We start from the raw sequence: 24,657 nt of genomic DNA, 5'->3' as shown, positions 1-24,657 counted from the left end.
GAAGGGCTAACGCGATGACGACCAAAGCGATTTATCCTGGCACGTTCGATCCATTAACCAATGGTCATTTGGATTTACTGACGCGTGCATCACGGATGTTCGATCATGTGGTGCTGGCTATCGCCGCCAGTCCGAGCAAACATACGCTTTTCACACTGGATGAGCGCGTGGCGTTGGCAAAGGGTGCAACACAACATTTGTCGAACGTCGAAGTCATCGGTTTTAGCGATCTCATGGTGCACTTCGCGCAGCAGCAAAAAGCGAATATTCTTGTGCGCGGTTTGCGAGCCGTTGCCGATTTCGAATATGAACTCCAGCTCGCGAAAATGAATCACCACCTGATGCCGACACTTGAAAGCGTCTTCCTGATGCCATCGGAAGAATGGTCGTTTATTTCGTCCTCTCTGGTCAAAGAAGTCGCTCGTCACGGCGGTGATGTATCACATTTCTTACCCGACGCCATCGTTAGTGCACTACACAGCAAATTATCGAAGGATCTGTAGGGAAGCTATTTTTTCTTTGAAAATAGACAAACAGTAAGATTAAAACGTAGGGCATACCAAAAATCATTAAATGAGCCCATTTCCTTGAATAAATTTCGACCAATGCCCGTAGCAATAAATTTCTGGGCTAATTGTTTCCGAATAGCATGAGATGATATTTTTTTACGTAAAAGCCCAAACAAGTGGCGACTCTCTCGATTGGCATGACGAATTAATGCTCTATTTAAAATAACGTTGTCTTTTTTCAGGTTAGCAAGAGCAATCAGACCCTGCATGATGTCGATATAACTTTTTGCTCTGCGTGATATTTTCTCAATCGACACTGATTTTGTGATCGAATTCGTATTACCAATTCGATAACCATAACCAACCTTCTCACAGAAGCCCACTCGTTTAGCTACCAGCGCTAAATTCGCCGTCCATAGAATGTCTTCATGCATCATATCCGAGATAAAACTTAACTTATTCAATGAAATGATATCGTGACGTATCAGTTGCAACCAGGCAAAGTGACACCATTCGTTATTTTCTACACTGCGGATGATCCACTCCTCTCCACTGATTACCTCGCCCCATGGTTGCTTCGTCTGAATAGGCTCTTTTACTTCTTGTTCTGGATTTTCATTAAACTTAAAACCGTTGCCTATCAAGAGATCGAGCTGTTGTTCCCTCGCTTTTTCAAGCCATGTCGATAGCGTACTTTTCTCCAACCAGTCATCACCATCAACGAATGCAATCCACTCGCCATTGGCGTGCCGAATTCCTGTATTTCTCGCCTCAGACAACCCTTTATTCTCTTGACTGACAATAATCAAATTCGTAACCGACTTGCCTATCTCATTCAATTTCAGAAGGCTGTCATCTGTGGAACCATCATTTACCGCAATAATTTCGAAAGCGACATTATCTTGAGCAAGCAACGATGAAAAAAGAGGTTCGATGTATTCTTCACAGTTATAAATAGGAACAATGACACTAATATCCACACGACTCATAATGCCCTCTAAAGCACCTTATATTTAAGCGAAAAAAGCTGAATTAAATAATATTAACGCTGACATCGGCGGCAAAAGAATGTGCTGCGCTGTCCATGCTTTGCGCTTTCTATCGGCGTTCCGCATGTCCGACAAGGTTCACCGTTACGGCCATAGACTCGCAGTTCCTGAGCGAAATAACCGGGTTTGCCATCTGATTGCAAAAAGTCACGCAGCGTCGTGCCACCCTGCTCAATCGAAAGCTGTAGCACCTGTTTAATCACACGAACCAATACAGCGGCATCGTTTTCATTTAACGATCCGGCAGTTCTATCAGGGTGGATACCCGCAGCAAACAGCGATTCACTCGCATAAATGTTGCCTACGCCAACGACCACTTTATTATCCATAATCCACTGTTTGATGGCCGTTTTTTTATTTCGTGACGCCTGATAGAGATAATCAGCGGAGAATTCTGCCTCTAATGGCTCCGGCCCTAGATGCGCCAAGACCGAGCAGGTTTCTAGATTATCCGTCCACAACCAGGCACCAAAACGCCGGGGATCGGTGTAACGCAACACTTTACCGCTGTCCATCACCAAATCAACATGATCGTGCTTTTCCGGTTCGGTATATTCCGGCAACACCCGTAGGCTGCCGGACATACCAAGATGCACGATAATCCAGCCGCGAGTGAGTTCAATCAGCAGGTATTTTGCCCGTCGACGCACACTTAGCACTGCCTCGTCGCTTAGTGACAGAACCTCAGCTGATACCGGCCAGCGCAGGCGCGTATTCCTCACTTCTGCATAAAGGATGGTATGACCGACAAGGTACGGTGAAATGCCCCGACGACTGGTTTCAACCTCAGGTAATTCAGGCATATTCTCTCTCTGGGGAGTCTCTCAATTATTGCAAACGCTGCCAAAATGAATATTTTCGGCCATGCTGCTGTTTAAGCTGTTCCTGATACTCCGACCACTCCAATAATGGTGCATGGCTCGTTACCCGAGACGCCAGCTTATCCAACTTACGATAATATATCGCGGCATGATCATAGGCCTTACTTCGCCCAGAAGATAAAATATCGTCGAGCAATAAGCGATAGCAAATGATTTCAGCCAAAGCGCATTCTGCATCATGGAATTGATCTGCCCAATTTAACAATACACCGAAGAAAACATTGAGTGAGTCCCGATAAGCAAGTAATTGTGCCGCCGCTTGCTCATAGTCATTCAGTGCCATTAGCGTGCCAATTTTGGCCTCAATATCTTCCATCGCCAACGCATGGGTACTTGCCTTATCCAGTAAGGTTTTCTTCTCTGTTTCATCTTGCAAGACAGCAAGCAACGCTTGTAATCGCGGATAATCTGGGCGCTGCTGATAGGCTCCACGCCGTAGCGCCAGAAGCGCATCTTGATCGCCAAGCTGACTGTAAGCTTGATCCAGCAGAGCCTGACGTCGGACTTCAGTATGATTTTGGAAAGGTTCCAGTAGCCATTTCAGCGCCGATTGTGCTTCATTAATCGACAGACAAAACTCCACAATGTGGAGCTTTTGTAGTTCGTTAGGTTCTGGAGAGCCCAGAAGTATGGAACGTTCAAAGAGCGCAACGTCTTTCAACGCCTCTGCTACGCCAGAAATGCCTATCGTGGCGTGCGCGGCACGGAAGTTATATTCCTCGTGAGACGCATTGATCAGAGCGGCAGCATATTCATGTTCAAAATCCTGCGCCAGTTGCTGTAACTCAGGCTCTGTGAGTAACGTTGCACTTTGTGCGATCACACCATCCCACACGGCATAATCATTCTCATCATGTCGTTTTTTTACCTCATCAGGCCAATTCCGTGTCTTTCCGCCTTGCAAACGCCACTGGCTTGCAGCCTTAATCCATACCGACAGCGCTGCTGCATATGCCCCACCAATATCCCCATTTGAGTCATCCGCTCGCTCGTAGACCCGGGAGTGTGTAGACATCAACGCATCAATCAGCGCAAATGCCTTTTTCGGTGCGTCGTCGATCAGATAGGCGATATCACCAACCAGTGCCTCAAGCTCCATAGCAAAACCATGACTCTGATAATAATCAATAAATCGTTTACCACGAGTAATAGATGCAATACGTTCTTTCAGCAATTTTTCCTGCTTCACTGTATCCTGCCGATACAACAGCGCTTCAATACGCTGGTCTACCTTTGGATCTAAACCATAAATCGCTTCGATCAAAAGTAAAAGCTGCGTCTGTGGTGTCGCTAACAAACGCTGGTGCAATGTCGAGTCCATATTTTAATTACCGGATGGTTGTAGAAACCAGAGCCCAGGAAATTGGCATAATGCAAAAAGGGATACAAGAGGAAGAATGAGAAAATAAATTCAAAAAAAACCCAGCCTTAGCTGGGTTTTTCATAAAGGAGCAAAAATTACTTAATTTTAGCTTCTTTGTAGAGAACGTGCTGACGGACAACGGGATCGAATTTCTTCAGTTCCAATTTTTCCGGCTTAGTACGTTTGTTCTTCGTAGTGGTATAGAAGTGACCAGTACCAGCAGAAGAAACAAGCTTGATCTTCTCGCGAACACCCTTAGCCATGATTCAGTTCCTTAATACTTTTCACCACGGGCACGCAGATCGGCCAAAACCGTCTCAATACCCTTCTTATCAATAACACGCATACCTTTAGCAGATACACGCAGTGTTACAAAGCGCTTCTCGCCTTCAACCCAAAAACGGTGTGAATGCAGGTTCGGCAGAAAACGGCGTTTGGTCGCATTCAGTGCGTGGGAACGGTTGTTCCCGGCCACCGGACGCTTGCCAGTAACTTGGCAGACTCGGGACATGTCTATTCTCCAAAAATCAAATCAGCTCGAGCTTCGTATAGGGTTTGGCCGCCTCGTCAGGCTTTAGAGCCCATCTCAGCAACTTCACTGAAAAGACTCTGTCATCAGGATAAACCTGCTGAGATAGGCTCTTAACGCCACACCCAAGATTCTCAAAGGTGGCGTAGTATACGCTCTGAAGCGTATGTGCTCAAGTCCCGAACAGCTAAAGATCCCATTGGATCGCGGAAATATCTGTTAAATCCAGCCACGCTCGGCAAAAGAAACGTATTCACCATGCCCAATCACTAAATGATCGAGCACGCGGATCTCCATTAACAAGCACGCTTTGACAATCTGTTCGGTTATCGCACGGTCAGCCTGACTCGGCTCCGCTTTTCCCGACGGGTGATTATGCGCCAAAATCAGCGCGGCTGCATTCGCCTTTAGCGCTTCACGCACAATTTCACGCGGGTGTACTTCCACGCTGTTAATCGTACCAACAAACATCTCCTGATGGCGAATAACATGGTGTTGATTATCCAAAAACAGGACTAAAAAAACCTCGCGTTCACGTCGCGACAGTAGCAACTGCAGATATTGACCAGTTGCTTCTGGGTTTAGCATCGCGTCCTCTTTCGCCAAACGAGAGAAAAACAACCGCCGCGACAACTCTGCTATCGCCTTAAGCTGAGTATATTTTGATATTCCGACGCCTTTAGCGCTATGAAACGCAGATTGTTCGGCCATCATCAGTTGATATAACGACCCAAACTGCGCCAACAAACTCTCTGCCAACTGCATCACATGCACACCGGGTAGCCCTGTGCGTAAAAAAATTGCCAGCAGTTCCGCATCCGTCAGCGATTCCGCCCCTAAACGCACCAGTTTTTCACGCGGTGCCAACCCCTTTTCCCACGCCATCAGCCTCTCCCTGTAACGCTCGACGGCATCATGTCACACCCGTAAAAACAGGACGATGCCTGCGATAACAGGCTGCGAGGCGCCTCGCAATCTTCTTAGGGAAACAGAGCAACAGCCTTAAGATTCTTATCTAACCGCAAGGTTATGGTAAAATAGCGGCTCTTCTGACTTTCAATCGGACCATGATGATGACGGAATTTTCCAGCCTGAATGCACTCTCTGGCAAACGAATCGTACTGGGTATCAGTGGCGGGATTGCTGCATACAAGTGCCCGGAACTGGTACGACGCCTGCGCGATGGCGGAGCCGATGTGCGGGTTGTCATGACATCTGCCGCTAAAGCTTTCATCACGCCACTGACGCTACAAGCCGTCTCTGGCTATCCCGTATCAGACGACCTGCTTGACCCCGCCGCGGAAGCCTCAATGGGCCACATCGAGCTGGGAAAATGGGCTGATTTAGTCATTCTCGCTCCCGCGACCGCCGATCTGATCGCCCGCGTCGCCGCTGGCATGGCGAACGACCTGCTGACCACGATCTGTCTGGCGACATCCGCCCCTATCGCCGTTGTCCCTGCGATGAATCAGCAGATGTATCGCGCAGAGTCCACGCAGGATAACCTGCACACGCTGGCCGCCCGAGGTTTACCGATCTGGGGGCCAGATAGCGGCAGTCAGGCATGTGGCGATGTTGGGCCGGGCCGCATGATCGACCCTATGGACATTGTCGGGTTAGCACAGCGTCATTTTTCTGCCATCAACGATCTGCAACATCTGAACATTCTGGTCACCGCCGGGCCGACGAGAGAAGCGCTGGACCCGGTTCGCTTTATCACCAATCACAGCTCTGGGAAAATGGGCTTTGCTATCGCACAGGCCGCAGCAGCCCGTGGCGCGAATGTCACACTGGTGAGCGGCCCGGTTTCGCTCGCTACCCCGCAGGGCGTCACGCGTATTGATGTCGGTAGCGCGTTGGAGATGGAACACGCAGTGATGGAACACGCGGCCCAGCAGCACATTGTTATCGGCTGCGCTGCGGTTGCCGACTATCGCGCCAAACATATCGCCGATGAGAAGATCAAAAAACAGAATCAGCAGGGCGATGAAATGACTCTCACTTTGGTCAAAAATCCAGATATTATCGCCGGTGTCGCAGCCATGACGGAAAATCGTCCTTATGTTGTCGGGTTTGCTGCCGAAACCCAGAATGTGGAAGAATACGCTCGGCAGAAACTGGTGCGTAAAAAATTGGACCTGATTTGTGCGAACAACGTCTCTCTTTCTGGGCATGGTTTTAACAGTGAAACCAATGCGTTACACCTTTTTTGGCAAAATGGAGACACGCCGTTGCCACAGTGTGACAAACGTCTTCTTGGCCAAAAATTAATCGACGAGATTATCAGCCGTTATGATGAAAAAAATCGACGTTAAGATTGTTGACCCACGTGTTGGACAACAATTCCCGTTACCAACCTACGCTACACCGGGTTCTGCTGGGCTCGATCTGCGTGCCTGTCTGGATCAGGCGATTGAACTCAAAGCAGGGGAAACAACCCTGATTCCAACTGGGCTGGCAATTCATATTGCCGATACCGGACTGGCGGCGGTGATCCTGCCTCGCTCCGGGCTAGGCCATAAGCATGGCGTGGTGCTGGGGAATCTGGTTGGTTTGATCGATTCAGACTATCAAGGGCAACTGATGGTTTCCGTCTGGAACCGCGGTCAACAAACGTTTACGGTTGAACCGGGCGAGCGCATCGCACAGATGGTTTTTGTGCCCGTCGTTCAGGCGGAATTTAATCTGGTCGAAGATTTCGTCAGCAGCGAACGTGGAGAAGGCGGCTTCGGCCACTCTGGCCGTAGCTAACGCGCTCCAGCCACCCTATAGTTAAAAAATTCCTATAAGCCACAGCACCTATCCAACAGGAAATGGCGACTGTGGCGCTAACGGGTGCTTGTCAGTCAAATATTTAGCAAGGGTTTTTTCAGACATGGCAGAAAAAGAAAATACAAAAAGGAATCGCCGCGAGGAAATTTTGCAGGCGCTGGCGCAGATGCTGGAATCCAGCGACGGTAGCCAACGCATCACCACGGCAAAACTGGCTGCGAACGTCGGCGTGTCCGAAGCGGCACTCTACCGGCATTTTCCCAGTAAAACGCGGATGTTTGATAGCCTGATTGAATTTATTGAGGATAGCCTGACCACCCGTATTAACCTGATTCTGCAAGACGAAAAGGAAACGTTTAATCGTCTTCGTCTGATTTTGCTGCTGATTTTAGGGTTTGCGGAACGGAATCCAGGTCTGACGCGCATCATGACCGGCCACGCGCTGATGTTTGAACAGGATCGCTTGCAGGGGCGTATTAACCAGCTGTTTGAGCGTATTGAATCACAACTGCGTCAGGTGTTGCGCGAGCATAAGCTACGCGATGGCAAAGGTTTCCAGCATGATGAAACGCTGTTGGCTAGCCAGCTGTTAGCGTTTTGCGAAGGGATGCTGTCGCGCTTCATTCGCTCAGAATTCCGCTATCGTCCGACGCAGGAATTCGATACCCGCTGGCCGCTGTTAGCCGCACAGCTGAACTAAACGCGCCCTTAGGTATTAAAACCCGCCCGATATTTCTGGCGGGTTCCTGACTCACAACGTTAAATCCCGTACTGCTCACGATAGGCTTTCACCGCATCCAGGTGCGCTGCCATCTCCGGTTTTTCCGCCAGATAAGCGATCAAATCCGTCAGCGTAATAATCGAAATCACCGTGCACTGGTAGTCGCGCTCAACTTCCTGAATCGCAGACAGGTCAGCACGACCGCGTTCCTGACGATCCAATGCAATCATCACCCCCGCCAGCGTCGCACCATGCGCACCGATGATCTCCATCGATTCACGAATCGCCGTACCCGCCGTAATCACGTCATCCACCAGCATCACGCGGCCCTGCAATGGGCTACCGACCAGACTACCGCCCTCGCCATGGTCTTTAGCTTCTTTGCGATTAAAGCAGTACGGCAGGTCGCGATCGTGGTGTTCTGCCAGCGCTACCGCTGCGGTGGTGGCAATCGGAATGCCTTTGTAAGCCGGCCCAAACAGCAGATCGAACGCCACACCGGAATCAACCAACGCTTCGGCATAAAAACGCCCCAGTAAAGCCAAATCGCGCCCGGTATTAAACAGCCCGGCGTTAAAGAAATAGGGGCTGATACGCCCGGATTTCAGCGTAAACTCGCCGAACTTCAATACCTGTTTGCTGAGTGCAAACTCAATAAACTGGCGCTGGTAGGCTTTCATACGGCATCTCCTCGTCTTACTTGTTGTTCAGAATAAAATTGGTCAGACATAAAAAATTTTCAACATCGCTTGCGATGGCACGCAAGGATGGCACGCCATAAAAAAAGCGACCATCTGGTCGCTTATCGCTTAAACAAATCAATCGGCTAAGGCCGCTTTCTGCGCCTGAACGATGGTATCAATTCCCCCTCGGGCTAACGCCAGCAGGGTGAGCAATTCTTCGTGGCTGAACGGCTCGCCTTCGGCCGTCCCCTGCACTTCAATCATACGACCGTCTTCGGTCATGACCACATTCATGTCAGTTTCCGCAGCAGAATCTTCCACGTATTCCAGATCGCACAGCGCTTCGCCGTTCACGATGCCGACGGAAACCGCCGCCACCATGCCTTTCATCGGGCTCTTTTTCAGCTTACCGTTGGCAACCATCTGGTTCAACGCATCGGCCAGTGCGACACAAGCACCGCTGATAGAGGCTGTACGCGTGCCGCCATCCGCCTGCAATACATCGCAGTCGAGCGTAATGGTGTATTCACCAAGCACTTTCAGATCAATCGCTGCACGCAGAGAACGCGCAATCAGGCGCTGGATCTCCAGCGTCCGCCCACCTTGCTTGCCTTTGGCTGCTTCACGCGCGTTGCGGCTGTGCGTCGCACGCGGCAACATACCGTACTCGGCGGTGACCCATCCTTGCCCCTGGCCTTTCAGAAAGCGCGGAACACCCTCTTCTACCGTAGCATTGCATAACACTTTGGTGTCGCCAAACTCGACCAAAACGGAACCTTCGGCGTGCTTCGTGTAATGGCGGGTGAATGTAAGGGGGCGTACTTGCTGTGCACTTCGGCCTGTTGGGCGCATGGCTCATCTCCGGCGGGTCAATGAAAACTGGCGCACATTATACGGCTTTGGCGGCGCGCTGCCTAATTTTACCCTGTGCCAGTAGCGATAAATTTGCAACATCAACGGTTAATTCTTCACCAGTCATACCTTATCCTTATGGTATAACCTGAGGTTATACCCTACTCATAAACAAGTATTCGTCAGTGATGATGCATCATGAAATAGTCCGTTCATCCCTTGAGCGTGAATGAGAAAAGATCATGATGCGGCATATGCACATTGAAACCGTCAATCTGCCACTGGCTCGCCCCATCACGGCCGATAACGACACACGTCATGTGGTCACCGTTATCCGCGTCTCGCTGGAAGAAAAAGGATTTATTGGCCAAGGCGAATGCACGCCCGCCGCCTATTATGGTGAGTCCGCTGACAGCGTATGCCACCAGCTCTCTGCGATCCATGAGGCGATAGAACATGGCCTCACCATCGAACAGCTCCAGCAGGACTTATCGCCGGGTGCGGCCAGAAATGCGCTGGACTGTGCGCTGTGGCGGCTCAACACCGCATTGAAAAAACAGACGCTGTGGCAACACCTCGACATTCGTCCACCGGCATCCGTGGTCTGTGCGCAAACGTTGGCGCTCGACAGCGTGGAAAAAATGGCCGCCGCCGCATCCAATGCGGTTTCCCACGGCGCCCTGCTGCTGAAAATCAAGCTGGATCGTGAACTGATTCTGGAGCGGATTGCCGCCATTCGTGCCGCTGCGCCCAACGCCAGATTGATTATCGACGCGAGAGCGAGCTGGAGTGGGTTAGATTTACACAGCCTATCCCAGGCTCTGCTGCCTTATCAGGTCGCGATGATCGAACAACCGCTTCCTGTCGGCAAGGATGAGGATTTACAGCGCTTTGCCCATCCAATTCCCATCTGCGCAGATGAAAGCTGCCGCCACAGTGGTGACATCGTCGGGCTGCGCCGTCGTTATGACATGATCAACATCAAGCTGGATAAGTGTGGCGGACTGACCGAGGCGCTGGCAATGGTACGTGAGGCGAGATTCCATGGCCTGCGCATTATGGTCGGCTGCATGCTGGGTTCATCAATGGCAATGGAAGCCGCGTTGCCGATCGCGGCAGACGCCGAACATGTCGATCTTGACGGCCCTATCTGGCTGGCAGCCGACAGCTCGCCTTATCTGACTTATAACTTTGGCCGAATCTGGCTATGACGCACTCAACCGAAGCGACCCTAAAACCACCAACCGGAGTGACCATGACGGATATCATGCACGCGGGTGCCGCCACAGCACCCGGTAACGCCCCCAGACCTGTACTGGAAATCGACGATCTGAGCGTCAGCTTTAGCGGCCGTTCCGGCACGCATCAGGCGCTAAAAGGCATTTCCTTTACCGTGAATAAAGGGGAAGTGGTCGCCGTGGTCGGTGAAAGTGGCTCAGGCAAGTCCGTGACGTCACTTACCGTGATGGGGCTGCTGGCGGATTCTGCCAACATTGAACGCGGTGCGCTCCGTTTCACCGCCCGCGATGGTCAACAGCATGACCTGTTGCGCATGAAAGCAGAAGCACGCCGTAAGCTGCGCGGTCGCGATCTCGCGATGATTTTTCAGGAACCGATGACCTCACTCAACCCAGTACTGAAAGTCGGCGATCAGCTTACCGAAGCGCTGCTTGACCACAAAATCTGCGATGCCGCCAGCGCAGATAAAAAAGCCCGTGAGCTGCTGCGCAAGGTGCGTATTGCCGATGTCGATCGTGTGATGAAAAGCTACCCGCACTCGCTGTCCGGCGGGATGCGCCAACGCGTGATGATTGCACAGGCGCTGGCCTGCGATCCGCAGTTGTTGATAGCCGATGAACCGACCACCGCGTTGGATGTCACCGTGCAGGCACGCATTCTGCAAATCCTGCGTGACCTGCAACAGCAGAGCGACATGGCGGTGCTATTTATTACCCACGATATGGGCGTAGTCGCAGAAATCGCCGATCGCGTGGTCGTCATGTATCGCGGCGAAATCGTAGAGCAAGGCACTGTCGAACAGATTTTCGCTGCACCGCAGCACCCATACACCCAATCGCTGCTGGCCGCCGTACCCAAACTGGGCGACATGCGCGATAGCCTGTGGCCGAAACGTTTCCCGCTGTTGGGACAAGCCGCCGACCCAGACCATATTGAACAAGTCACCGCCCGCTATGATGCCGAGCCGCTGTTAGATATTCGCGGGCTGCGCGTCTATTACCCCATACGCAGCGGGATTTTATCTACGGTGACCCACCACGTTCACGCGGTAGAGCAGATCGATTTCAACGTCTGGCCGGGCGAAACGCTGGCGATCGTCGGCGAAAGCGGCTGCGGCAAATCGACGACCGGACGTGCCCTACTGCGTCTGGTACAGAGCGAGGCCGAAAGCATTCATTTTCAGGGCAACGAAATTTCCCAGATGAAAGAGCGTGATTTCCAGCCGCTACGTCGGGAAATGCAGATGGTGTTTCAAGACCCGTACGCCTCGCTCAATCCGCGCCTGACGGTCGGCTTCACCATTGCGGAACCGCTGCTGCTGCACGGGTTGGTGAAATCGCTGGAAGAAGCCACACCACAGGTGCAGGCGCTGTTAAAAAGCGTCGGCCTACTGCCAGAACATGCTCGTCGTTACCCGCACGAATTTTCCGGTGGGCAGCGCCAGCGTATCGCGATCGCCCGCGCCATGGCGCTACAGCCGCAGGTCATCATTGCTGACGAAGCCGTTTCGGCGCTCGATGTGTCGATTCAGGCGCAGGTTGTCAACCTGATGATGGATCTCCAGAAGAAAACCGGCGTGTCGTGGATTTTCATCTCGCACGATATGGCCGTCGTCGAGCGCATCGCCAACCGTGTTGCGGTGATGTACCTCGGCCAGATTGTAGAGATCGGCCCGCGCCAGTCAGTGTTTAACGACCCGCAGCACCCGTATACCCGCCGCCTGTTGGCTTCGGTCCCGATTGCCGATCCAACCCGTCGCGGCACACGCCAGTTTGACGACAGCGAAATCCCCTCGCCTTTGCGTAAAGCAGGCGAGACCGTCGCCAAAACGCGCTACCGAGAGGTTGCGCCGCAGCACTGGGTCGCCGACAACGAATCGGCAGCCTGAAACACGACATATTCACAACACACGTTCATTGCTGACCAGGATAGATAACCATGAAGCCATTCGTTCGCCGCTCCGCCGTTGCCCTCGGGCTCTCACTGTGTCTGGCGGCTGTTGCCCAGGCGCAAGACCTTCGCATTTCCATCTATGCCGATATCACCGGGCTCGATCCGCACGATACGTCGGACACGCTGAGCTACTCCATTCAGAGCGGCATCTTCGAGCGTCTGTTCCAGTTCGATAATAAAATGAAGCTGGTGCCGCGTCTGGCGACGGGTTATACCAGTAACGACACCGCCACCGAGTTCGTCGTTACGCTGCGCGAAGGCATCACCTTTCAGGATGGCGCACCGTTCAACGCCGACGCCGTTAAAGCCAACCTCGACCGTTTGGCGGATCAGAGCAAAGGCTTAAAACGCAACAGCCTGTTTAACATGGTGCAAACCGTTACCGTGCTGTCGCCAACGCAGGTCAAAATCGAGCTGAACAAATCTTTCGGTGCCTTTGTGAACACGTTGGCGCACCCGTCTGCCGTTATACACAGCCCAGAAGCGCTGAAGAAATACCCAGACGAAGCACAGCTGCGCGTGCATCCAGTCGGGACTGGCCCGTTCAAGTTCACCGAATGGCAGCAGGGTAAAGACGTGAAGCTGGTGAAATTCGACAACTACTGGCAGAAAGGCTGGCCGAAAGTCGACAGCGTGACCTTCTACCCGACGCCAGAAGATTCCACCCGCGTAGCATCACTGAAATCCGGTCAGGTCGATGCGGTGTATCCGCTGCCTTCCGACCTGATCGGCACCGTACAAAGTGACAGCAAGCTGGCGATTCAGCGCGACCCAAGTATTTATCAATTCTGGCTGGCGATGAACAACCTGCGCCCACCGCTGAATGATATCCGCGTGCGTCAGGCACTCAACTACGCTATCAACCGCGATATCTGGCTGAAAGTGGGCTTTGCTGGCATGGGCGTTCCGGCCTCCTCTGCGATGGCACCAGACGTGCAGTTCTTCGCACGCCAGACCTCACCGAACTACACCTATAACCCGGAAAAAGCCAAGGCGCTGCTGAAAGAAGCGGGCTACGCCAACGGTCTGAGCCTGAAACTGTGGACGACGAACCGCACCGACTATATCCGTAGCGCGCAGTTCTTCAAGCAGCAGTTAGAGCAGGTCGGCGTCAAAGTCACCGTCACCCCGATGGATTCTGGGATGCGTAACGCCAAACTGTTCGGCGTGAAAGACCCGAAAGATGCCGAATTTGACCTGTTCTATAACGGCTGGTCTCCGTCTACCGGTGATGCTGACTGGGCGCTGCGTCCGCTGTTCGCGACAGAATCCTGGGTTCCGGTTGCGTATAACGTTTCCTACTACAGCAATCCGGTCACGGATAAAGCGATTACCGCCGGGTTAGCGACAGCCGATGCCGACAAACGTGCCGCCGCTTACGCTGATGCACAACGTCAGATTTGGCAGGATGCACCGGTAGTCTTCCTGGGTTCACCAGACAACATCGTCGGTAAAACCAAGAACCTCGACGGCGTGTACATGCTGGCAGATGGCTCACTGATCTTCGATCAGGCTGAATTTAAGTAATCGGTCAGGGAGAACGCCATGTTTGCTTATATCGTCCGACGTTTGCTGGAAATGATCCCGGTTCTGCTGGTGGTCTCCCTGTTAGTGTTCGGTTTTATCAAACTGCTGCCGGGTGACCCGGCACGTATTTACGCTGGCGCTGACGCGACCATTGAGGCAGTGGAAGCCGCCCGCCAGCAACTAGGGTTGAACGATCCGCTGCCGCAGCAGTATGTCCAGTGGCTCGGCGGCCTGTTCAGCGGCGATCTGGGTGTGACATACCGCACCCAGCAACCCGTCATCGACGTCATCAGCAAGAGCTTTATGCCCACCATGTGGCTGGCGCTGGCAGGATTTGTCTGGTCGGTGCTACTCGGCCTGCTTATTGGCGTGGTTTCCGCGCTCAAGCGGGGGAAATGGCAAGACTGGACGCTGATGAGTTTCGCTGTCGGTGGAATTTCCATGCCGCCGTTCTGGCTCGGCCTGTTGCTGATTCAGTTTGTGGCTATGCCGTTCGGCGTCTTTTCCGTCAGCGGTTTTAATCAGCCCAGCGACATCATTCTGCCCGCGCTGACGCTCGGGGCATCGGTAGCGGCCGTTATGGCACGTTTCACCCGCTCCGCGTTTCTGGAGGTTGCACAGGAAGACTACGTCCGCACCGCACGCTCCAAGGGGCTGCGCAATCGGCTAGTCACCTGGAAGCACGTGATGCGTAACGCGCTGATTCCAGTCATCACCATGCTTGGGCTGCAATTCGGCTTCCTGCTCGGTGGTTCCATCGTGGTCGAAAGCGTGTTTAGCTGGCCGGGTCTGGGTTGGCTGCTGATTGAATCGATCAAGACGCAGGATCAGCCGGTTATTCAGGCACTGGTCATGCTGTTCGTGTTTGAATTTATTGTCATTAACCTGTTGGTGGACCTGCTGTACGCGGTGGTCAATCCGGCGATTCGCCTACGTTAGGAGACACGATGAACCTCCCTTCCGAACCCGTCGTGGCCGTTGCCACGCTTGATGAAGAGACGATACGTTCGCCGTGGCGCGATTTCGTTCAGGTCTTTATCCGTAACCCGATGGCGCTGGTGTCCAGCAGCTTTGTCCTGCTGCTGGTACTGGTTGCCATTTTTGCCCCCTGGCTGGCACCGTGGAACCCGATGGAGCCTGACTGGATGGCGCTGGCTTCACCACCTTCGGCGGCGCACTGGATGGGCACCGACGATCTGGGGCGCGATGTGATGAGCCGTATCATCTACGGTGCACGTATCTCGTTATATATCGGTATCTTTTCCGTCACGCTGGGCATGCTGGTCGGCATCGTGCTTGGTCTGTTGGCAGGCTACTACGGCCGCTGGGTAGATACGCTGATCATGCGTGGTTCCGACGTGCTATTCGCCTTCCCCGGCATGCTGCTAGCGATTGCCGTCGTCGCCATCCTCGGTCCTGGCCTGAATAACGTGATTATCGCCGTCGCCGTCTTCAGCGTACCGGTCTTCGCCCGCATCGTGCGCGCCTCCACGCTGTCGCTGAAACAGGCGGCCTATGTAGAAGCCGTGCGTTGCGCCGGTGCGCCCGATCGCATCATATTGATGCGCCACATTCTGCCCGGCACGCTGCCTAACGTGATCGTCTATTTCACCATGCGTATTGGCACCAGCATCCTGACTGCCGCGGGGCTGAGCTTCATCGGCCTCGGCCCAGAGCCGGACGTACCGGAATGGGGCAATATTCTGGCAATGAGCCGCAGCCTGATGATGGCTGGCGCGTGGCACGTCAGCGTGTTCCCCGGTCTGGCAATCTTCTTCACCGTGCTGGCGTTTAACCTGCTCGGGGATGCGCTGCGTGATACGCTCGATCCCAAATTAAAAAGCTGAGGAAGGCGATGCACGGCGATCATCCGATGAATGACTATCACCAGCAGCAGCAGGCGCTGTTGCTACAACGCTGGAAAATGACGCGGCAGTTGGGTACGCCGCGCTCAGCCAGTGGACTGCATAACCGCATCAGCGATGTGGCAGGCGTGCGCGTCGGCCACTGCACACTGGCAGCAGGGGAAGTACAAACTGGCGTTACAGCGATTGTGCCGCCCGGCGTGAACCTGTTCGCCCAGCCCCTGCCCTGTGGCGCGGCGGTACTAAACGGTTTCGCTAAACCCGTTGGGCTGGTGCAAATTGAGGAACTGGGACTGCTGCAAACGCCCATTTTACTCAGCAACACGCTGGCAACTGGCACACTGTTTACCACGCTGGTGCGCGACGCGATTTCCCGTAACCCCGACCTAGGGCGCACGCTGCCGACGGTTAACCCGCTGGCGCTGGAGTGCAATGACGGCTGGCTGAACGACATTCAGGCGCTAGCCGTGACGGAACCTATGGCGCGGCTAGCGCTGGACGGCGCAGCGGATAGCTTCGCACGCGGCAGCGTCGGTGCAGGGCGCGGTATGAGCTGCTTTAGCCTGAAAGGCGGCATCGGCACCGCATCGCGTCTGATCCCCGAGTTAAACGCCACGCTCGGCCTGCTGGTGCTGGCAAATTTCGGCACACTTTCCGCGCTGACGCTGGACGGCGTGCAGATGGGGAATGCCATCGCGCCTATTTTGCCAGAACTCGCACCGCAGAAAGACGCGGGATCGATCATCATCATCATGGCAACGGATGCGCCGCTCGATGCCCGCCAGCTTAAACGCATCGCCAAGCGTGCTGGTGCAGGATTAGGTCGGCTCGGCAGCTACTGGGGACACGGTTCCGGCGACATCGCCGTCGCGTTCTCCACCTGCCCACAGCCACAGCCGCCGGAGGATGCGCAGCTTGAACCGCTGTTAAGCGCCGCCGCCGACGCCACAGAACACGCGGTGCTCGACGCCATGCTTCAGGCTGACGCCGTGACCGGTTTTCGCGGCCATCATCGCCCGACGCTGCCACAGGCGTTGGATCGGTTGGCTGCAACTCTTTATCCATAAGCAAATTCTCCCGTAGGAAACTGACTATGAAAGTGTTTATCTCTGCTGATATTGAAGGTATCGCTGGCGTGATGCGCCCGGAACAGTGCAGCCCCGGCACCGCGGAATACCAACTGGCACGCGGCCTGATGGAACAGGAAGTGAATGCCGCCATCGACGGCGCATTCGCGGGTGGCGCAACAGAGGTGGTGGTCGCCGACAGCCATGCGGCCATGGTCAACCTACGCGCTGAGAATATCGACGCCCGTGCCCGGCTGGTACAGGGCAAACCGCGCGGCTATTCGATGGTTGAAGGGCTAGAGCAGCAGCAATTCGATGGCCTGATGTTCATCGGCTATCACAGCGCGGCGGGTGAGTTTGGCGTGCTGTCACATACCATCAACGGTCGTGCTTTCTACCGCGTGCGCATCAACGGTGAAATCATGGGTGAGAGTGATATCTACGCCGCCGCAGGCGTGGAACAGAAGACACCGCTCTGGCTGGTCAGCGGAGACGACACGCTCCAGAATTGGATCGCCCGCTACTACCCCGCAACTGACTACGCTTGCGTCAAACGCGCCATTTCACAGCATGCAGCGGAATCCCTCAGCACCGAGCAGGCCCGTCAGGTGATTCGTGATGCAGCCAAAGCGGCGGTGGAAAAAGCGCACCGGACACTGAACTCACGGATTCAGGCTCCCTACCGTCTTGAACTGATGGTGGCAAAACCGGTACTGGCCGATCTATTCTGTCTGCTGCCAAGCGTTGAACGTTTGGATGCCATAACCGTAGGTTATACGGCGCAGAGCATGCGGGAAATCACCAGCCTGTTGGGTGCCTTTTCCTATCTGGCGACGACGCAAAACTGATTCCAGTTTATCCGCCCCCTATTTCGGGGCGTAAACCGCTTGAAAAGAGACTTTATCGCATGACGAAACCCGTGATTGTGATCCACGGTGGCGCAGGTGCGCTGACCCGCTCGGCCATGAGCGCTGAAAAAGAGCAGCGCTATCTGGCCGCGCTATCCGAGATTGTCGCCAGCGGACAACGCATTCTGGCTGAAAACGGCAGCGCGTTGGATGCTGTGACAGAAGCCGTCCGTTTACTGGAAGAATGCCCGCTGTTCAATGCTGGGCACGGTTCGGTCTTCACCCACGCGGAAACCCACGAACTGGACGCCAGCATCATGGACGGACGCTCGCTGGATGCGGGTGCGGTGAGCTGTGTCAGCCATATCCGTAACCCGATTCTGGCCGCGCGTACCGTACTTGAAGCCAGCCCCCATGTGATGTTTACCGCCGACGGCGCGGAGGCATTTGCACAGCAGAACGGTCTGGAAAGGGTTGATCCGACATTTTTCTCCACCGATGAACGCCGTCAGCAGCTTCATAACGCACAGGCAGGCTCAGGCCGCGTCATCCTCGATCATGATGGTCAGAACGACCCTATCGATCCCGACCGTAAATTCGGCACCGTGGGCGCGGTAGCACTCGACAGCGCGGGCAACCTCGCGGCGGCAACCTCAACAGGCGGCATGACCAACAAACAGGCCGGACGCGTGGGCGATAGCCCCATCATCGGCGCAGGCTGCTACGCCAATAACCAGACGGTGGCCGTTTCCTGCACCGGTACAGGCGAAGTCTTTATGCGTGCCGTCGCCGCCTATGATGTCTCAGCGCTGATGGAATATGCCGGACTCACGCTACAGCAAGCCAGCGAACGCGTAGTCATGGAGAAACTCGTGCAAATGGACGGCAGCGGCGGGATGATTGCCGTCGATAAAGTCGGCAACATCGCCTTGCCGTTTAACAGCGAAGGCATGTATCGCGGCTATGGCTACGTGGGAGAAGCCCCCGTCGCCGATATCTATCGCTAACTTGCCAGCGCATCGCAACAGAACCAAAACGCCCGATATCGGTGCATTGCACCATAATCGGGCGTCAGAATAGTGCAAAAAGTGCTCTCATCGCGTATCTATCGACCATTCATCACGACCTTATAACCTGGCGTAATAATTGCAGACTTTTTGGTTATTACTCATACGATGCTCTTCAGAAAGCATCAGCCGGAGCCTGCAACCATGCGATTACGCCATATTGAAATCTTCCAGGCCATTGTTCAGGCAGGTACCATCAGCGGTGCCGCCCGTTTACTCAACGTCTCTCAGCCCAATGTCAGCCGGGTCTTAAATCACGCAGAACAGCAACTCGGTTTTTCCCTGTTTGAACGTCGCACACAGGGCATGATCGCCACTGAAGAAGGGCTGCGCCTGATACCGAAAGTACAGGAACTTTTCAGCCATCTGCAAAGCCTCAGTTCACTCACCGAACAAATCAAAACCAGTAAGGCACACTCCGTACGGCTGGGCGCGGCACATGCGTTCGGGCAGATGGTCGTCGCACCGACGCTGGTAGAATTTCATAAGCAGGCAGCCTCGGTTAACGTCGAACTGGTTACTGAACACTTCAGCACGCTGTGCCAGAACATCCTGCAAAACCAGCTCGATTTCGCGCTGATCTTTGGTCAGCAGGTGCCACCTGAGCTGCTGGCAGAACCGCTGTTCCAGTCCACAATGGTTGCCCTGTTGCCGAAAGACAGCCCGATAAATGGCCCTGTCTCGCTGGAATGGCTGTGCAACAACAATCTGCTGATGATGCAGCATCAGGATCCGCTCGGTCAGGTGGTACACCGTGCGTTACGCGATAAGGCACTACAGCCCGCCGCTTCGCTCTACATCAAAACCTACTCGGTGATTGCCGACATGGTGCTGGCGGGCGGCGGTGCGGGCATTGTCGATCTCTTTACCGCCTGTCGCTATGCCGACCAGCTCAAGATCGTCCCTATCGATCAGCCGCTGCCTTTTGAAGTCACGCTAATCAGCCGCCGCGACAACCCACAGTCACAGGCGACGCTGCAACTGAAACAGATGATGAAAAATCGCTGTCGCGACATCGCCAGACAACACGAGACCCTGCTTTACGCCGCCTGATTCACGACAGACGCTACGCCACGGACGGTTTTTCCTATCCCCTGCGCGGGACTCAACGCTATAATCCTTCTCATCATTTGCTTTACAGGTATGCACCAATGATTCGCAGCATGACCGCTTACGCCCGCCGAGAGATCAAGGGCAACTGGGGAAGCGCAGCCTGGGAACTGCGTTCCGTTAACCAGCGCTATCTGGAAACCTATCTTCGTTTACCGGAACAATTCCGCAGCCTCGAACCCGTCGCTCGCGAGCGTATCCGCGCCCGTTTGACCCGTGGCAAAATCGAATGCAACCTGCGTTTTGAGCTCGACCCGAGCGCACAAAGTGCGCTGATCCTGAACGAAAAGCTGGCGAAACAGCTGGTTAATGCCGCCAATTGGGTCAAAATGCAGAGCGACGAAGGGGAAATCAACCCGGTTGATATCCTACGCTGGCCGGGCGTGATGTCAGCAGAAGAGCAGGATCTGGACGCCATCAGCGCCGAACTGCTGAAAGCACTGGAAGGTGCGCTGGATGACTTCATCGCCGCCCGTGAAAGCGAAGGTGATGCGCTGAAAGGGATGATCGAACAGCGTCTGGCTGGCGTCAGCGCCGAAGTCGTCAAAGTGCGCGCCCAGATGCCGAACATCCTGCTATGGCAGCGCGAGCGTCTGCAAAGCAAGCTGGAAGATGCGCAGGTACAGCTGGAAAATAACCGTCTGGAACAGGAACTGGTTCTGATGGCGCAGCGCGTCGACGTCTCGGAAGAACTCGACCGCCTCGACGCTCACGTCAAAGAAACTTACAAAATCCTGAAAAAAGAAGAAGCCGTCGGCCGCCGCCTCGACTTCATGATGCAGGAATTCAACCGCGAATCGAACACGCTGGCCTCGAAATCCATCAACGCCGACGTCACCGCGTCAGCCATTGAGTTGAAAGTACTGATCGAGCAAATGCGGGAACAGATCCAGAATATCGAGTAACAATTTACGAAAAATCACCCACTATCAAAAAACCAAGAAGCCTGCGATATTGCAGGCTTTTTTGTTATCACAGGCTATCATGAAGAAGCAACAAAGCGCATGATTACCGTGTACACAGAGGTGTACCCATTAAAGAAAATTCGCAGTGCTTTGGGTACACCCCATTATTAAACGTTCAGGTACTCATAATGCCAAAACTAACCGACATGCAGATCCGCGCTTGGATAAAGACCGGAGAGCGGTTTGAAGGACGCTCGGACGGCAACGGGCTTTACCTCAGATACCGGGAAGCAGATAAAACCCCCACGCCACTACACCGATATGGCTATCACCACTGTTCTGATGATGAAGCGCGTGTTTAACCTTTCGTTACGGGCGTTGCAGGGCTTCGTTGACTCTATTTTTCAGTTGATGGGAGTGGCTCTCGCTTGCCCCGATTATTCACTGGTCAGCAAACGTGCAAAGACCGTTAATATCAGCATTAAAACACCAACACGCGGTGAGATTGAACATCTGGTGATTGACGCTATCGGACTGAAGGTATTCGGTGAAGGGGAATGGAAGGTTCGGCAACATGGGGCAGATAAGCGCAGAGTATGGAGAAAGTTCCATCTGGCAACAGACAGTGTAACGCATGAGATTATCTGTGCCGATTTATCTCTCAGTGGAACTACTGACGTGCAGGCACTCCCCGCGTTAATAAGCCAGACTCACCGCAAAGTCAAACAAGCCTCAGTAGATGGAACTTACGATGTCTTTTACTGCCATGATGCCCTGATGAAGAAAAAAATCAGGCCGCTCATCCCACCGAGAAACGGTGCACAATACTGGCCCGACAAGTACCATGAACGTAACCATGCCGTGGCGAATCAGCACCTGGGCGGTAGCAATGACGTCTGGAAAAAGAAAGTAGGTTATCACCGCCGTTCAGTGGCAGAAACAGCGATGTTCCGCATCAAAACGTTACTGGGTGGTCATCTGAGCCTGTGGACAGGTAGGTGAAGCGCTGGCGATGGTCAAAGCGCTAAACCGGATGACGTTGTTGGGTATGCCGGACAGCATTCGGATCGCATAACAAGGGTTCCAGCGGGAGCCATCCTACCGGCTGACTCTGATTTATTCAACAAAACCGTAATTATATGAAACTAATTGATATAAAAAGCGTTTACTCTAATATGTCAACAATAATGGATATATCAGATGAGCTATCCCTAATAAAAATGTTAATGCGGGTTGAGGTGTCTGATTTACTCGAAAATAAAGATGAATTTTTTAGTATTCTTGAATCTTTAGAACTATCTCATATGGATAATGGATTTATGGAGTTAACAAAAGATAATGAAATTTATTTTCTCGATTTTTATAAATGGTTAGTTAATCTAAATAGTGATTTTGATTTAAGTATAAATGATAAATCTATAGATATTTTTAGTCTAACCAGTGATGAAGTTAATAATCTGATGAATAAATAGATAAAGTCTGGAAGTGATCCCACGATCCTTCCGGCTATTTTTTACCTGCTATTTAGTTCAACGATCAGACGTTAATCTCGGTCTCAATCACTATCCTTCCACGCTCAACCGTCACCGTTATCGGCATCCCGGTCATGAAACCCGACTCTTCCAGCCCGCGGCCTTTGAGGTTAATCGCCGATGGCGGGTTAGGCTTGCCATTATGCGAAGCGTATCCCACGCCCCAGAAAAGCAGCGTGGGTGAGTCGAAGGCAAATTAGGCGACTGCTATACCTTCTTCGTCCTGATCGACAGCAAAGCAGGCAACCTGCTGTTCGCCGTAGGTTTTCAACTGCGGCTGGAACTGGGTGCAGGTGCTGAAGCAGCGCTGACAGCGGGCATTGAATGCGCAGCCCGGCGGTGGATTCAGCGGGCTAGGCAGCTCACCGGTCAGCTTGATGCGCTCGCGGCGTAAATCTGGGTTCAGGCGCGGCGTTGCGGAAAGTAGCGCCTGCGTATAAGGGTGGCGCGGATTATTGAAAATGGCATCTTTACTGCCCTTCTCAACACAGCGGCCCAGATACATCACCATCACTTCGTCAGCAATATGTTCGACCACGGACAGATCGTGCGAGATGAAGACGTAAGACAGCCCCATATCCTGCTGCAAGTCCATCATCAGGTTCAGTACCTGCGCACGTACCGACACATCCAGAGCCGAAACCGGTTCATCGGCAATTACCACGTCTGGGTCCAGCATCAACCCACGAGCGATAGCGATACGCTGACGCTGGCCGCCGGAGAACATATGCGGATAGCGGTCATAATGCTCCGTTTTCAGCCCGACTTTCGCCATCATCGCCAGCGCTTTTTCACGGCGTTCTGCTTTCGACAGTTCAGTGTTGATCTGGAGGGGTTCTTCCAGGATCTGGCCGACTTTCTTACGCGGGTTGAGCGATCCGTAAGGATTCTGGAAGACGATCTGGATCTTCTGCCGCCGCAATTTCTGCGCCGCCGGATCCGGTTTCAGCAGATCCTGCCCCTGATAGTACAGTTCGCCCTCTGACGGGGTTTCGATCATCGTCAGCAGGCGACCCAGCGTGGATTTTCCACAGCCGGATTCCCCCACCACCGCCAGCGTTTTACCGCGCTCCAGCGTAAAGGACACGCCATCCAGCGCTTTTACCATCCGCTCTGGCGCGAAAAAGCCCTTTTTCACCGGATAGTGCTTTTTCAAATCGATCGCATGCAGCAAGTACGGCTGCGATGTGGCATTCAGTTCACTCATAGGGTCGGCCTCCCCGCATCATCTAGCGGTGTATGACATTTCACCTGACGACCAGGAATATCGCGCAGTGCAGGTTCTTCCTGACGGCAGCGGTCTTGTGCATAGGGGCAGCGTGGGTTTAACAGACAGCCGTTCGGGCGATCATATTTCCCCGGCACTACACCCGGCAACGATGCCAGACGGGCTTTATCCACGGCAAACTCCGGCAGCGCACGCAGCAGCGCCTGAGTGTACGGATGGCGGGGCGCACGGAAAATATCCGCCGCTTTGCCTGATTCCACCACCTGCCCAGCATACATCACGATGATGTGGTGTGCCGCTTCGGCCACCAGTGCCAAATCATGCGTAATCAGGATCAGTGCCATGTTCTCGCGCTGCTGCAATTCAAGCAGCAGTTCGATAATCTGCGCCTGAATGGTCACGTCGAGCGCGGTGGTGGGTTCATCGGCAATCAGCAGCTTCGGCCGACAGGCAATCGCCATCGCGATCATCACGCGCTGGCTCATCCCGCCAGAGAGCTGGTGTGGATATACATCGAGGCGCGAACCTGGATCGGGAATCCCGACCAGCGTCAGCAGGTCAATCGCACGCTGACGACGGGTTTTACGGTTACCGCCCTGATGTACCTTGATGGCTTCCATGATCTGGTAGCCCACGGTGTAGCACGGGTTCAGGCTGGTCATCGGATCCTGGAAAATCATCGCGACTTCAGAACCCACCAGATTACGCCGTTCTTTTTCAGAAATTTTTGTTAAATCACGCTGGTTAAATTCCAGCTTGTCGGCCATCACTTTGCCGGGGTAATCAATCAATCCCATAATTGCCAGCGAGCTGACAGATTTACCAGAGCCGGATTCCCCGACAATCCCGACGACCTGACCCTGTTCAACCTGGTAGCTGATACGATCGACCGCACGAAACGGCAGACCCTCATCGCCAAAGTGAACCGACAGTTTATCTACATTGAGCAACGCCATC

The 24,657-nt window shown here is 53.6% G+C and carries 26 protein-coding genes and 1 pseudogene; 16 read left to right on the top strand and 11 right to left on the bottom strand.

All coding sequences use genetic code 11. From position 1 onward, the window contains the following. Positions 1–14: 14 nt before the first annotated feature. Complete coding sequence (coaD, locus tag AACH44_RS00435) at positions 15–503, top strand: pantetheine-phosphate adenylyltransferase (RefSeq protein ID WP_261847455.1); 489 nt, start codon at positions 15–17, stop codon at positions 501–503. Between the two features lie 5 nt (positions 504–508). Here coaD and AACH44_RS00430 read toward each other — a convergent pair whose 3' ends face one another. From AACH44_RS00430 to radC, 6 genes are all read right to left on the bottom strand, one after another. Continuing rightward, a complete protein-coding gene (locus tag AACH44_RS00430) occupies positions 509–1,498 on the bottom strand; it encodes a glycosyltransferase (protein ID WP_261847454.1) in 990 nt (329 codons plus the stop codon). Positions 1,499–1,551: 53 nt separating this feature from the next. Continuing rightward, complete coding sequence (mutM, locus tag AACH44_RS00425; RefSeq protein WP_261847453.1) at positions 1,552–2,361, bottom strand: bifunctional DNA-formamidopyrimidine glycosylase/DNA-(apurinic or apyrimidinic site) lyase; 810 nt, start codon at positions 2,359–2,361, stop codon at positions 1,552–1,554. 25 nt (positions 2,362–2,386) lie between these two features. Continuing rightward, positions 2,387–3,760 carry a DUF6880 family protein gene (locus tag AACH44_RS00420; protein WP_338659451.1) on the bottom strand — a complete coding sequence of 458 codons (1,374 nt, stop codon included), beginning with the start codon at positions 3,758–3,760 and terminating at the stop codon, positions 2,387–2,389. Positions 3,761–3,897: 137 nt separating this feature from the next. Beyond that, positions 3,898–4,065: a 50S ribosomal protein L33 gene (gene rpmG, locus AACH44_RS00415; protein ID WP_002208990.1), complete on the bottom strand. Its 168-nt coding sequence runs from the start codon at positions 4,063–4,065 to the stop codon at positions 3,898–3,900. 11 nt (positions 4,066–4,076) lie between these two features. Then, positions 4,077–4,313: a 50S ribosomal protein L28 gene (gene rpmB / locus AACH44_RS00410; RefSeq protein ID WP_005967968.1), complete on the bottom strand. Its 237-nt coding sequence runs from the start codon at positions 4,311–4,313 to the stop codon at positions 4,077–4,079. A 237-nt stretch (positions 4,314–4,550) separates the two neighbouring features. Then, positions 4,551–5,216, bottom strand: coding sequence for a RadC family protein (radC, locus tag AACH44_RS00405; RefSeq protein WP_261847451.1), 666 nt, complete (start codon positions 5,214–5,216; stop codon positions 4,551–4,553). Between the two features lie 182 nt (positions 5,217–5,398). On the opposite strand from radC, the gene coaBC reads away from it, so the two are divergent. From coaBC to slmA, 3 genes are all read left to right on the top strand, one after another. Then, entirely contained in the window at positions 5,399–6,646 is a 1,248-nt protein-coding gene (coaBC, locus tag AACH44_RS00400) for a bifunctional phosphopantothenoylcysteine decarboxylase/phosphopantothenate--cysteine ligase CoaBC (protein ID WP_425606616.1), read from the top strand. Further along, on the top strand, positions 6,624–7,082 hold the full coding sequence (gene dut / locus AACH44_RS00395) for a dUTP diphosphatase (protein WP_015842191.1): 459 nt from the start codon (positions 6,624–6,626) through the stop codon (positions 7,080–7,082). Before coaBC ends, dut begins: the two co-directional genes overlap by 23 nt. Before the next feature lie 124 nt (positions 7,083–7,206). Further along, positions 7,207–7,803, top strand: a complete 597-nt coding sequence (slmA, locus tag AACH44_RS00390) for a nucleoid occlusion factor SlmA (RefSeq protein ID WP_005967978.1) — start codon at positions 7,207–7,209, stop codon at positions 7,801–7,803. Between the two features lie 59 nt (positions 7,804–7,862). Here slmA and pyrE read toward each other — a convergent pair whose 3' ends face one another. Together pyrE and rph are read right to left on the bottom strand one after the other, a co-directional pair. Then, positions 7,863–8,504, bottom strand: a complete 642-nt coding sequence (gene pyrE / locus AACH44_RS00385) for an orotate phosphoribosyltransferase (protein ID WP_039474577.1) — start codon at positions 8,502–8,504, stop codon at positions 7,863–7,865. 138 nt (positions 8,505–8,642) lie between these two features. Beyond that, positions 8,643–9,359 carry a ribonuclease PH gene (gene rph / locus AACH44_RS00380; RefSeq protein WP_261847450.1) on the bottom strand — a complete coding sequence of 239 codons (717 nt, stop codon included), beginning with the start codon at positions 9,357–9,359 and terminating at the stop codon, positions 8,643–8,645. A 242-nt stretch (positions 9,360–9,601) separates the two neighbouring features. Here rph and ycjG point away from each other — a divergent pair, with 242 nt between their 5' ends. The 12 genes and pseudogenes from ycjG (at position 9,602) to AACH44_RS00320 (ending at position 22,412) form a co-directional block, all read left to right on the top strand. Continuing rightward, positions 9,602–10,570, top strand: a complete 969-nt coding sequence (ycjG, locus tag AACH44_RS00375) for an L-Ala-D/L-Glu epimerase (protein ID WP_261847449.1) — start codon at positions 9,602–9,604, stop codon at positions 10,568–10,570. Positions 10,571–10,614: 44 nt separating this feature from the next. Next, positions 10,615–12,486: an ABC transporter ATP-binding protein gene (locus AACH44_RS00370; RefSeq protein ID WP_261847488.1), complete on the top strand. Its 1,872-nt coding sequence runs from the start codon at positions 10,615–10,617 to the stop codon at positions 12,484–12,486. Positions 12,487–12,536: 50 nt separating this feature from the next. Then, positions 12,537–14,078, top strand: coding sequence for a glutathione ABC transporter substrate-binding protein (locus tag AACH44_RS00365; protein ID WP_261847448.1), 1,542 nt, complete (start codon positions 12,537–12,539; stop codon positions 14,076–14,078). A gap of 18 nt (positions 14,079–14,096) precedes the next feature. Continuing rightward, positions 14,097–15,017 carry an ABC transporter permease gene (locus AACH44_RS00360; RefSeq protein ID WP_261847447.1) on the top strand — a complete coding sequence of 307 codons (921 nt, stop codon included), beginning with the start codon at positions 14,097–14,099 and terminating at the stop codon, positions 15,015–15,017. An 8-nt stretch (positions 15,018–15,025) separates the two neighbouring features. Next, the gene (locus AACH44_RS00355) at positions 15,026–15,925 is read left to right on the top strand and encodes an ABC transporter permease subunit (RefSeq protein WP_261847446.1); all 900 of its coding nucleotides are present in this window, start codon (positions 15,026–15,028) and stop codon (positions 15,923–15,925) included. 8 nt (positions 15,926–15,933) lie between these two features. Next, positions 15,934–17,010: a P1 family peptidase gene (locus AACH44_RS00350; protein ID WP_425606615.1), complete on the top strand. Its 1,077-nt coding sequence runs from the start codon at positions 15,934–15,936 to the stop codon at positions 17,008–17,010. Positions 17,011–17,036: 26 nt separating this feature from the next. Next, positions 17,037–17,858, top strand: coding sequence for a M55 family metallopeptidase (locus AACH44_RS00345; RefSeq protein ID WP_040032283.1), 822 nt, complete (start codon positions 17,037–17,039; stop codon positions 17,856–17,858). Between the two features lie 59 nt (positions 17,859–17,917). Next, positions 17,918–18,865, top strand: coding sequence for an isoaspartyl peptidase/L-asparaginase family protein (locus tag AACH44_RS00340; protein WP_261847445.1), 948 nt, complete (start codon positions 17,918–17,920; stop codon positions 18,863–18,865). Positions 18,866–19,069: 204 nt separating this feature from the next. Continuing rightward, positions 19,070–19,978, top strand: coding sequence for a LysR family transcriptional regulator (locus AACH44_RS00335; protein WP_261847444.1), 909 nt, complete (start codon positions 19,070–19,072; stop codon positions 19,976–19,978). Positions 19,979–20,076: 98 nt separating this feature from the next. Further along, entirely contained in the window at positions 20,077–20,940 is an 864-nt protein-coding gene (locus tag AACH44_RS00330; protein WP_261847443.1) for a YicC/YloC family endoribonuclease, read from the top strand. A 303-nt stretch (positions 20,941–21,243) separates the two neighbouring features. Continuing rightward, a pseudogene (locus AACH44_RS00325) lies at positions 21,244–22,015 on the top strand (IS5 family transposase); the annotation flags it as partial. 64 nt (positions 22,016–22,079) lie between these two features. Then, positions 22,080–22,412, top strand: coding sequence for a hypothetical protein (locus AACH44_RS00320; protein ID WP_261847442.1), 333 nt, complete (start codon positions 22,080–22,082; stop codon positions 22,410–22,412). Positions 22,413–22,476: 64 nt separating this feature from the next. On the opposite strand, the gene AACH44_RS00315 is transcribed toward AACH44_RS00320, so the two are convergent. Genes AACH44_RS00315 through dppD form a run of 3 tightly spaced genes read right to left on the bottom strand, consistent with a single transcriptional unit; the run spans position 22,477 to position 24,656 of the window. Next, positions 22,477–22,632: a type I toxin-antitoxin system SymE family toxin gene (locus tag AACH44_RS00315; protein WP_261847441.1), complete on the bottom strand. Its 156-nt coding sequence runs from the start codon at positions 22,630–22,632 to the stop codon at positions 22,477–22,479. Between the two features lie 36 nt (positions 22,633–22,668). Next, positions 22,669–23,679, bottom strand: coding sequence for a dipeptide ABC transporter ATP-binding subunit DppF (dppF, locus tag AACH44_RS00310; protein WP_261847440.1), 1,011 nt, complete (start codon positions 23,677–23,679; stop codon positions 22,669–22,671). After that, positions 23,676–24,656 (bottom strand): dipeptide ABC transporter ATP-binding protein, encoded by a 981-nt coding sequence (gene dppD, locus AACH44_RS00305; protein WP_261847439.1) that lies wholly within the window; start codon positions 24,654–24,656, stop codon positions 23,676–23,678. Before dppD ends, dppF begins: the two co-directional genes overlap by 4 nt. Position 24,657 lies beyond the last annotated feature (1 nt).

The sequence above is a fragment of the Pectobacterium araliae genome (assembly GCF_037076465.1).
Classification (GTDB): domain Bacteria; phylum Pseudomonadota; class Gammaproteobacteria; order Enterobacterales; family Enterobacteriaceae; genus Pectobacterium; species Pectobacterium araliae.
Note: the sequence above shows the minus strand (reverse complement) of the source record. Positions and strands in the feature narration are given on the sequence as shown.

Coding starts and splice junctions, on each gene's coding strand:
- coaD (WP_261847455.1), top strand. CDS start 15: ATGACGACCAAAGCGATTTATCCTGGCACGTTCGATCCATTAACCAAT.
- AACH44_RS00430 (WP_261847454.1), bottom strand. CDS start 1,498: ATGAGTCGTGTGGATATTAGTGTCATTGTTCCTATTTATAACTGTGAA.
- mutM (WP_261847453.1), bottom strand. CDS start 2,361: ATGCCTGAATTACCTGAGGTTGAAACCAGTCGTCGGGGCATTTCACCG.
- AACH44_RS00420 (WP_338659451.1), bottom strand. CDS start 3,760: ATGGACTCGACATTGCACCAGCGTTTGTTAGCGACACCACAGACGCAG.
- rpmG (WP_002208990.1), bottom strand. CDS start 4,065: ATGGCTAAGGGTGTTCGCGAGAAGATCAAGCTTGTTTCTTCTGCTGGT.
- rpmB (WP_005967968.1), bottom strand. CDS start 4,313: ATGTCCCGAGTCTGCCAAGTTACTGGCAAGCGTCCGGTGGCCGGGAAC.
- radC (WP_261847451.1), bottom strand. CDS start 5,216: ATGGCGTGGGAAAAGGGGTTGGCACCGCGTGAAAAACTGGTGCGTTTA.
- coaBC (WP_425606616.1), top strand. CDS start 5,399: ATGATGATGACGGAATTTTCCAGCCTGAATGCACTCTCTGGCAAACGA.
- dut (WP_015842191.1), top strand. CDS start 6,624: ATGATGAAAAAAATCGACGTTAAGATTGTTGACCCACGTGTTGGACAA.
- slmA (WP_005967978.1), top strand. CDS start 7,207: ATGGCAGAAAAAGAAAATACAAAAAGGAATCGCCGCGAGGAAATTTTG.
- pyrE (WP_039474577.1), bottom strand. CDS start 8,504: ATGAAAGCCTACCAGCGCCAGTTTATTGAGTTTGCACTCAGCAAACAG.
- rph (WP_261847450.1), bottom strand. CDS start 9,359: ATGCGCCCAACAGGCCGAAGTGCACAGCAAGTACGCCCCCTTACATTC.
- ycjG (WP_261847449.1), top strand. CDS start 9,602: ATGATGCGGCATATGCACATTGAAACCGTCAATCTGCCACTGGCTCGC.
- AACH44_RS00370 (WP_261847488.1), top strand. CDS start 10,615: ATGACGGATATCATGCACGCGGGTGCCGCCACAGCACCCGGTAACGCC.
- AACH44_RS00365 (WP_261847448.1), top strand. CDS start 12,537: ATGAAGCCATTCGTTCGCCGCTCCGCCGTTGCCCTCGGGCTCTCACTG.
- AACH44_RS00360 (WP_261847447.1), top strand. CDS start 14,097: ATGTTTGCTTATATCGTCCGACGTTTGCTGGAAATGATCCCGGTTCTG.
- AACH44_RS00355 (WP_261847446.1), top strand. CDS start 15,026: ATGAACCTCCCTTCCGAACCCGTCGTGGCCGTTGCCACGCTTGATGAA.
- AACH44_RS00350 (WP_425606615.1), top strand. CDS start 15,934: ATGCACGGCGATCATCCGATGAATGACTATCACCAGCAGCAGCAGGCG.
- AACH44_RS00345 (WP_040032283.1), top strand. CDS start 17,037: ATGAAAGTGTTTATCTCTGCTGATATTGAAGGTATCGCTGGCGTGATG.
- AACH44_RS00340 (WP_261847445.1), top strand. CDS start 17,918: ATGACGAAACCCGTGATTGTGATCCACGGTGGCGCAGGTGCGCTGACC.
- AACH44_RS00335 (WP_261847444.1), top strand. CDS start 19,070: ATGCGATTACGCCATATTGAAATCTTCCAGGCCATTGTTCAGGCAGGT.
- AACH44_RS00330 (WP_261847443.1), top strand. CDS start 20,077: ATGATTCGCAGCATGACCGCTTACGCCCGCCGAGAGATCAAGGGCAAC.
- AACH44_RS00320 (WP_261847442.1), top strand. CDS start 22,080: ATGAAACTAATTGATATAAAAAGCGTTTACTCTAATATGTCAACAATA.
- dppF (WP_261847440.1), bottom strand. CDS start 23,679: ATGAGTGAACTGAATGCCACATCGCAGCCGTACTTGCTGCATGCGATC.
- dppD (WP_261847439.1), bottom strand. CDS start 24,656: ATGGCGTTGCTCAATGTAGATAAACTGTCGGTTCACTTTGGCGATGAG.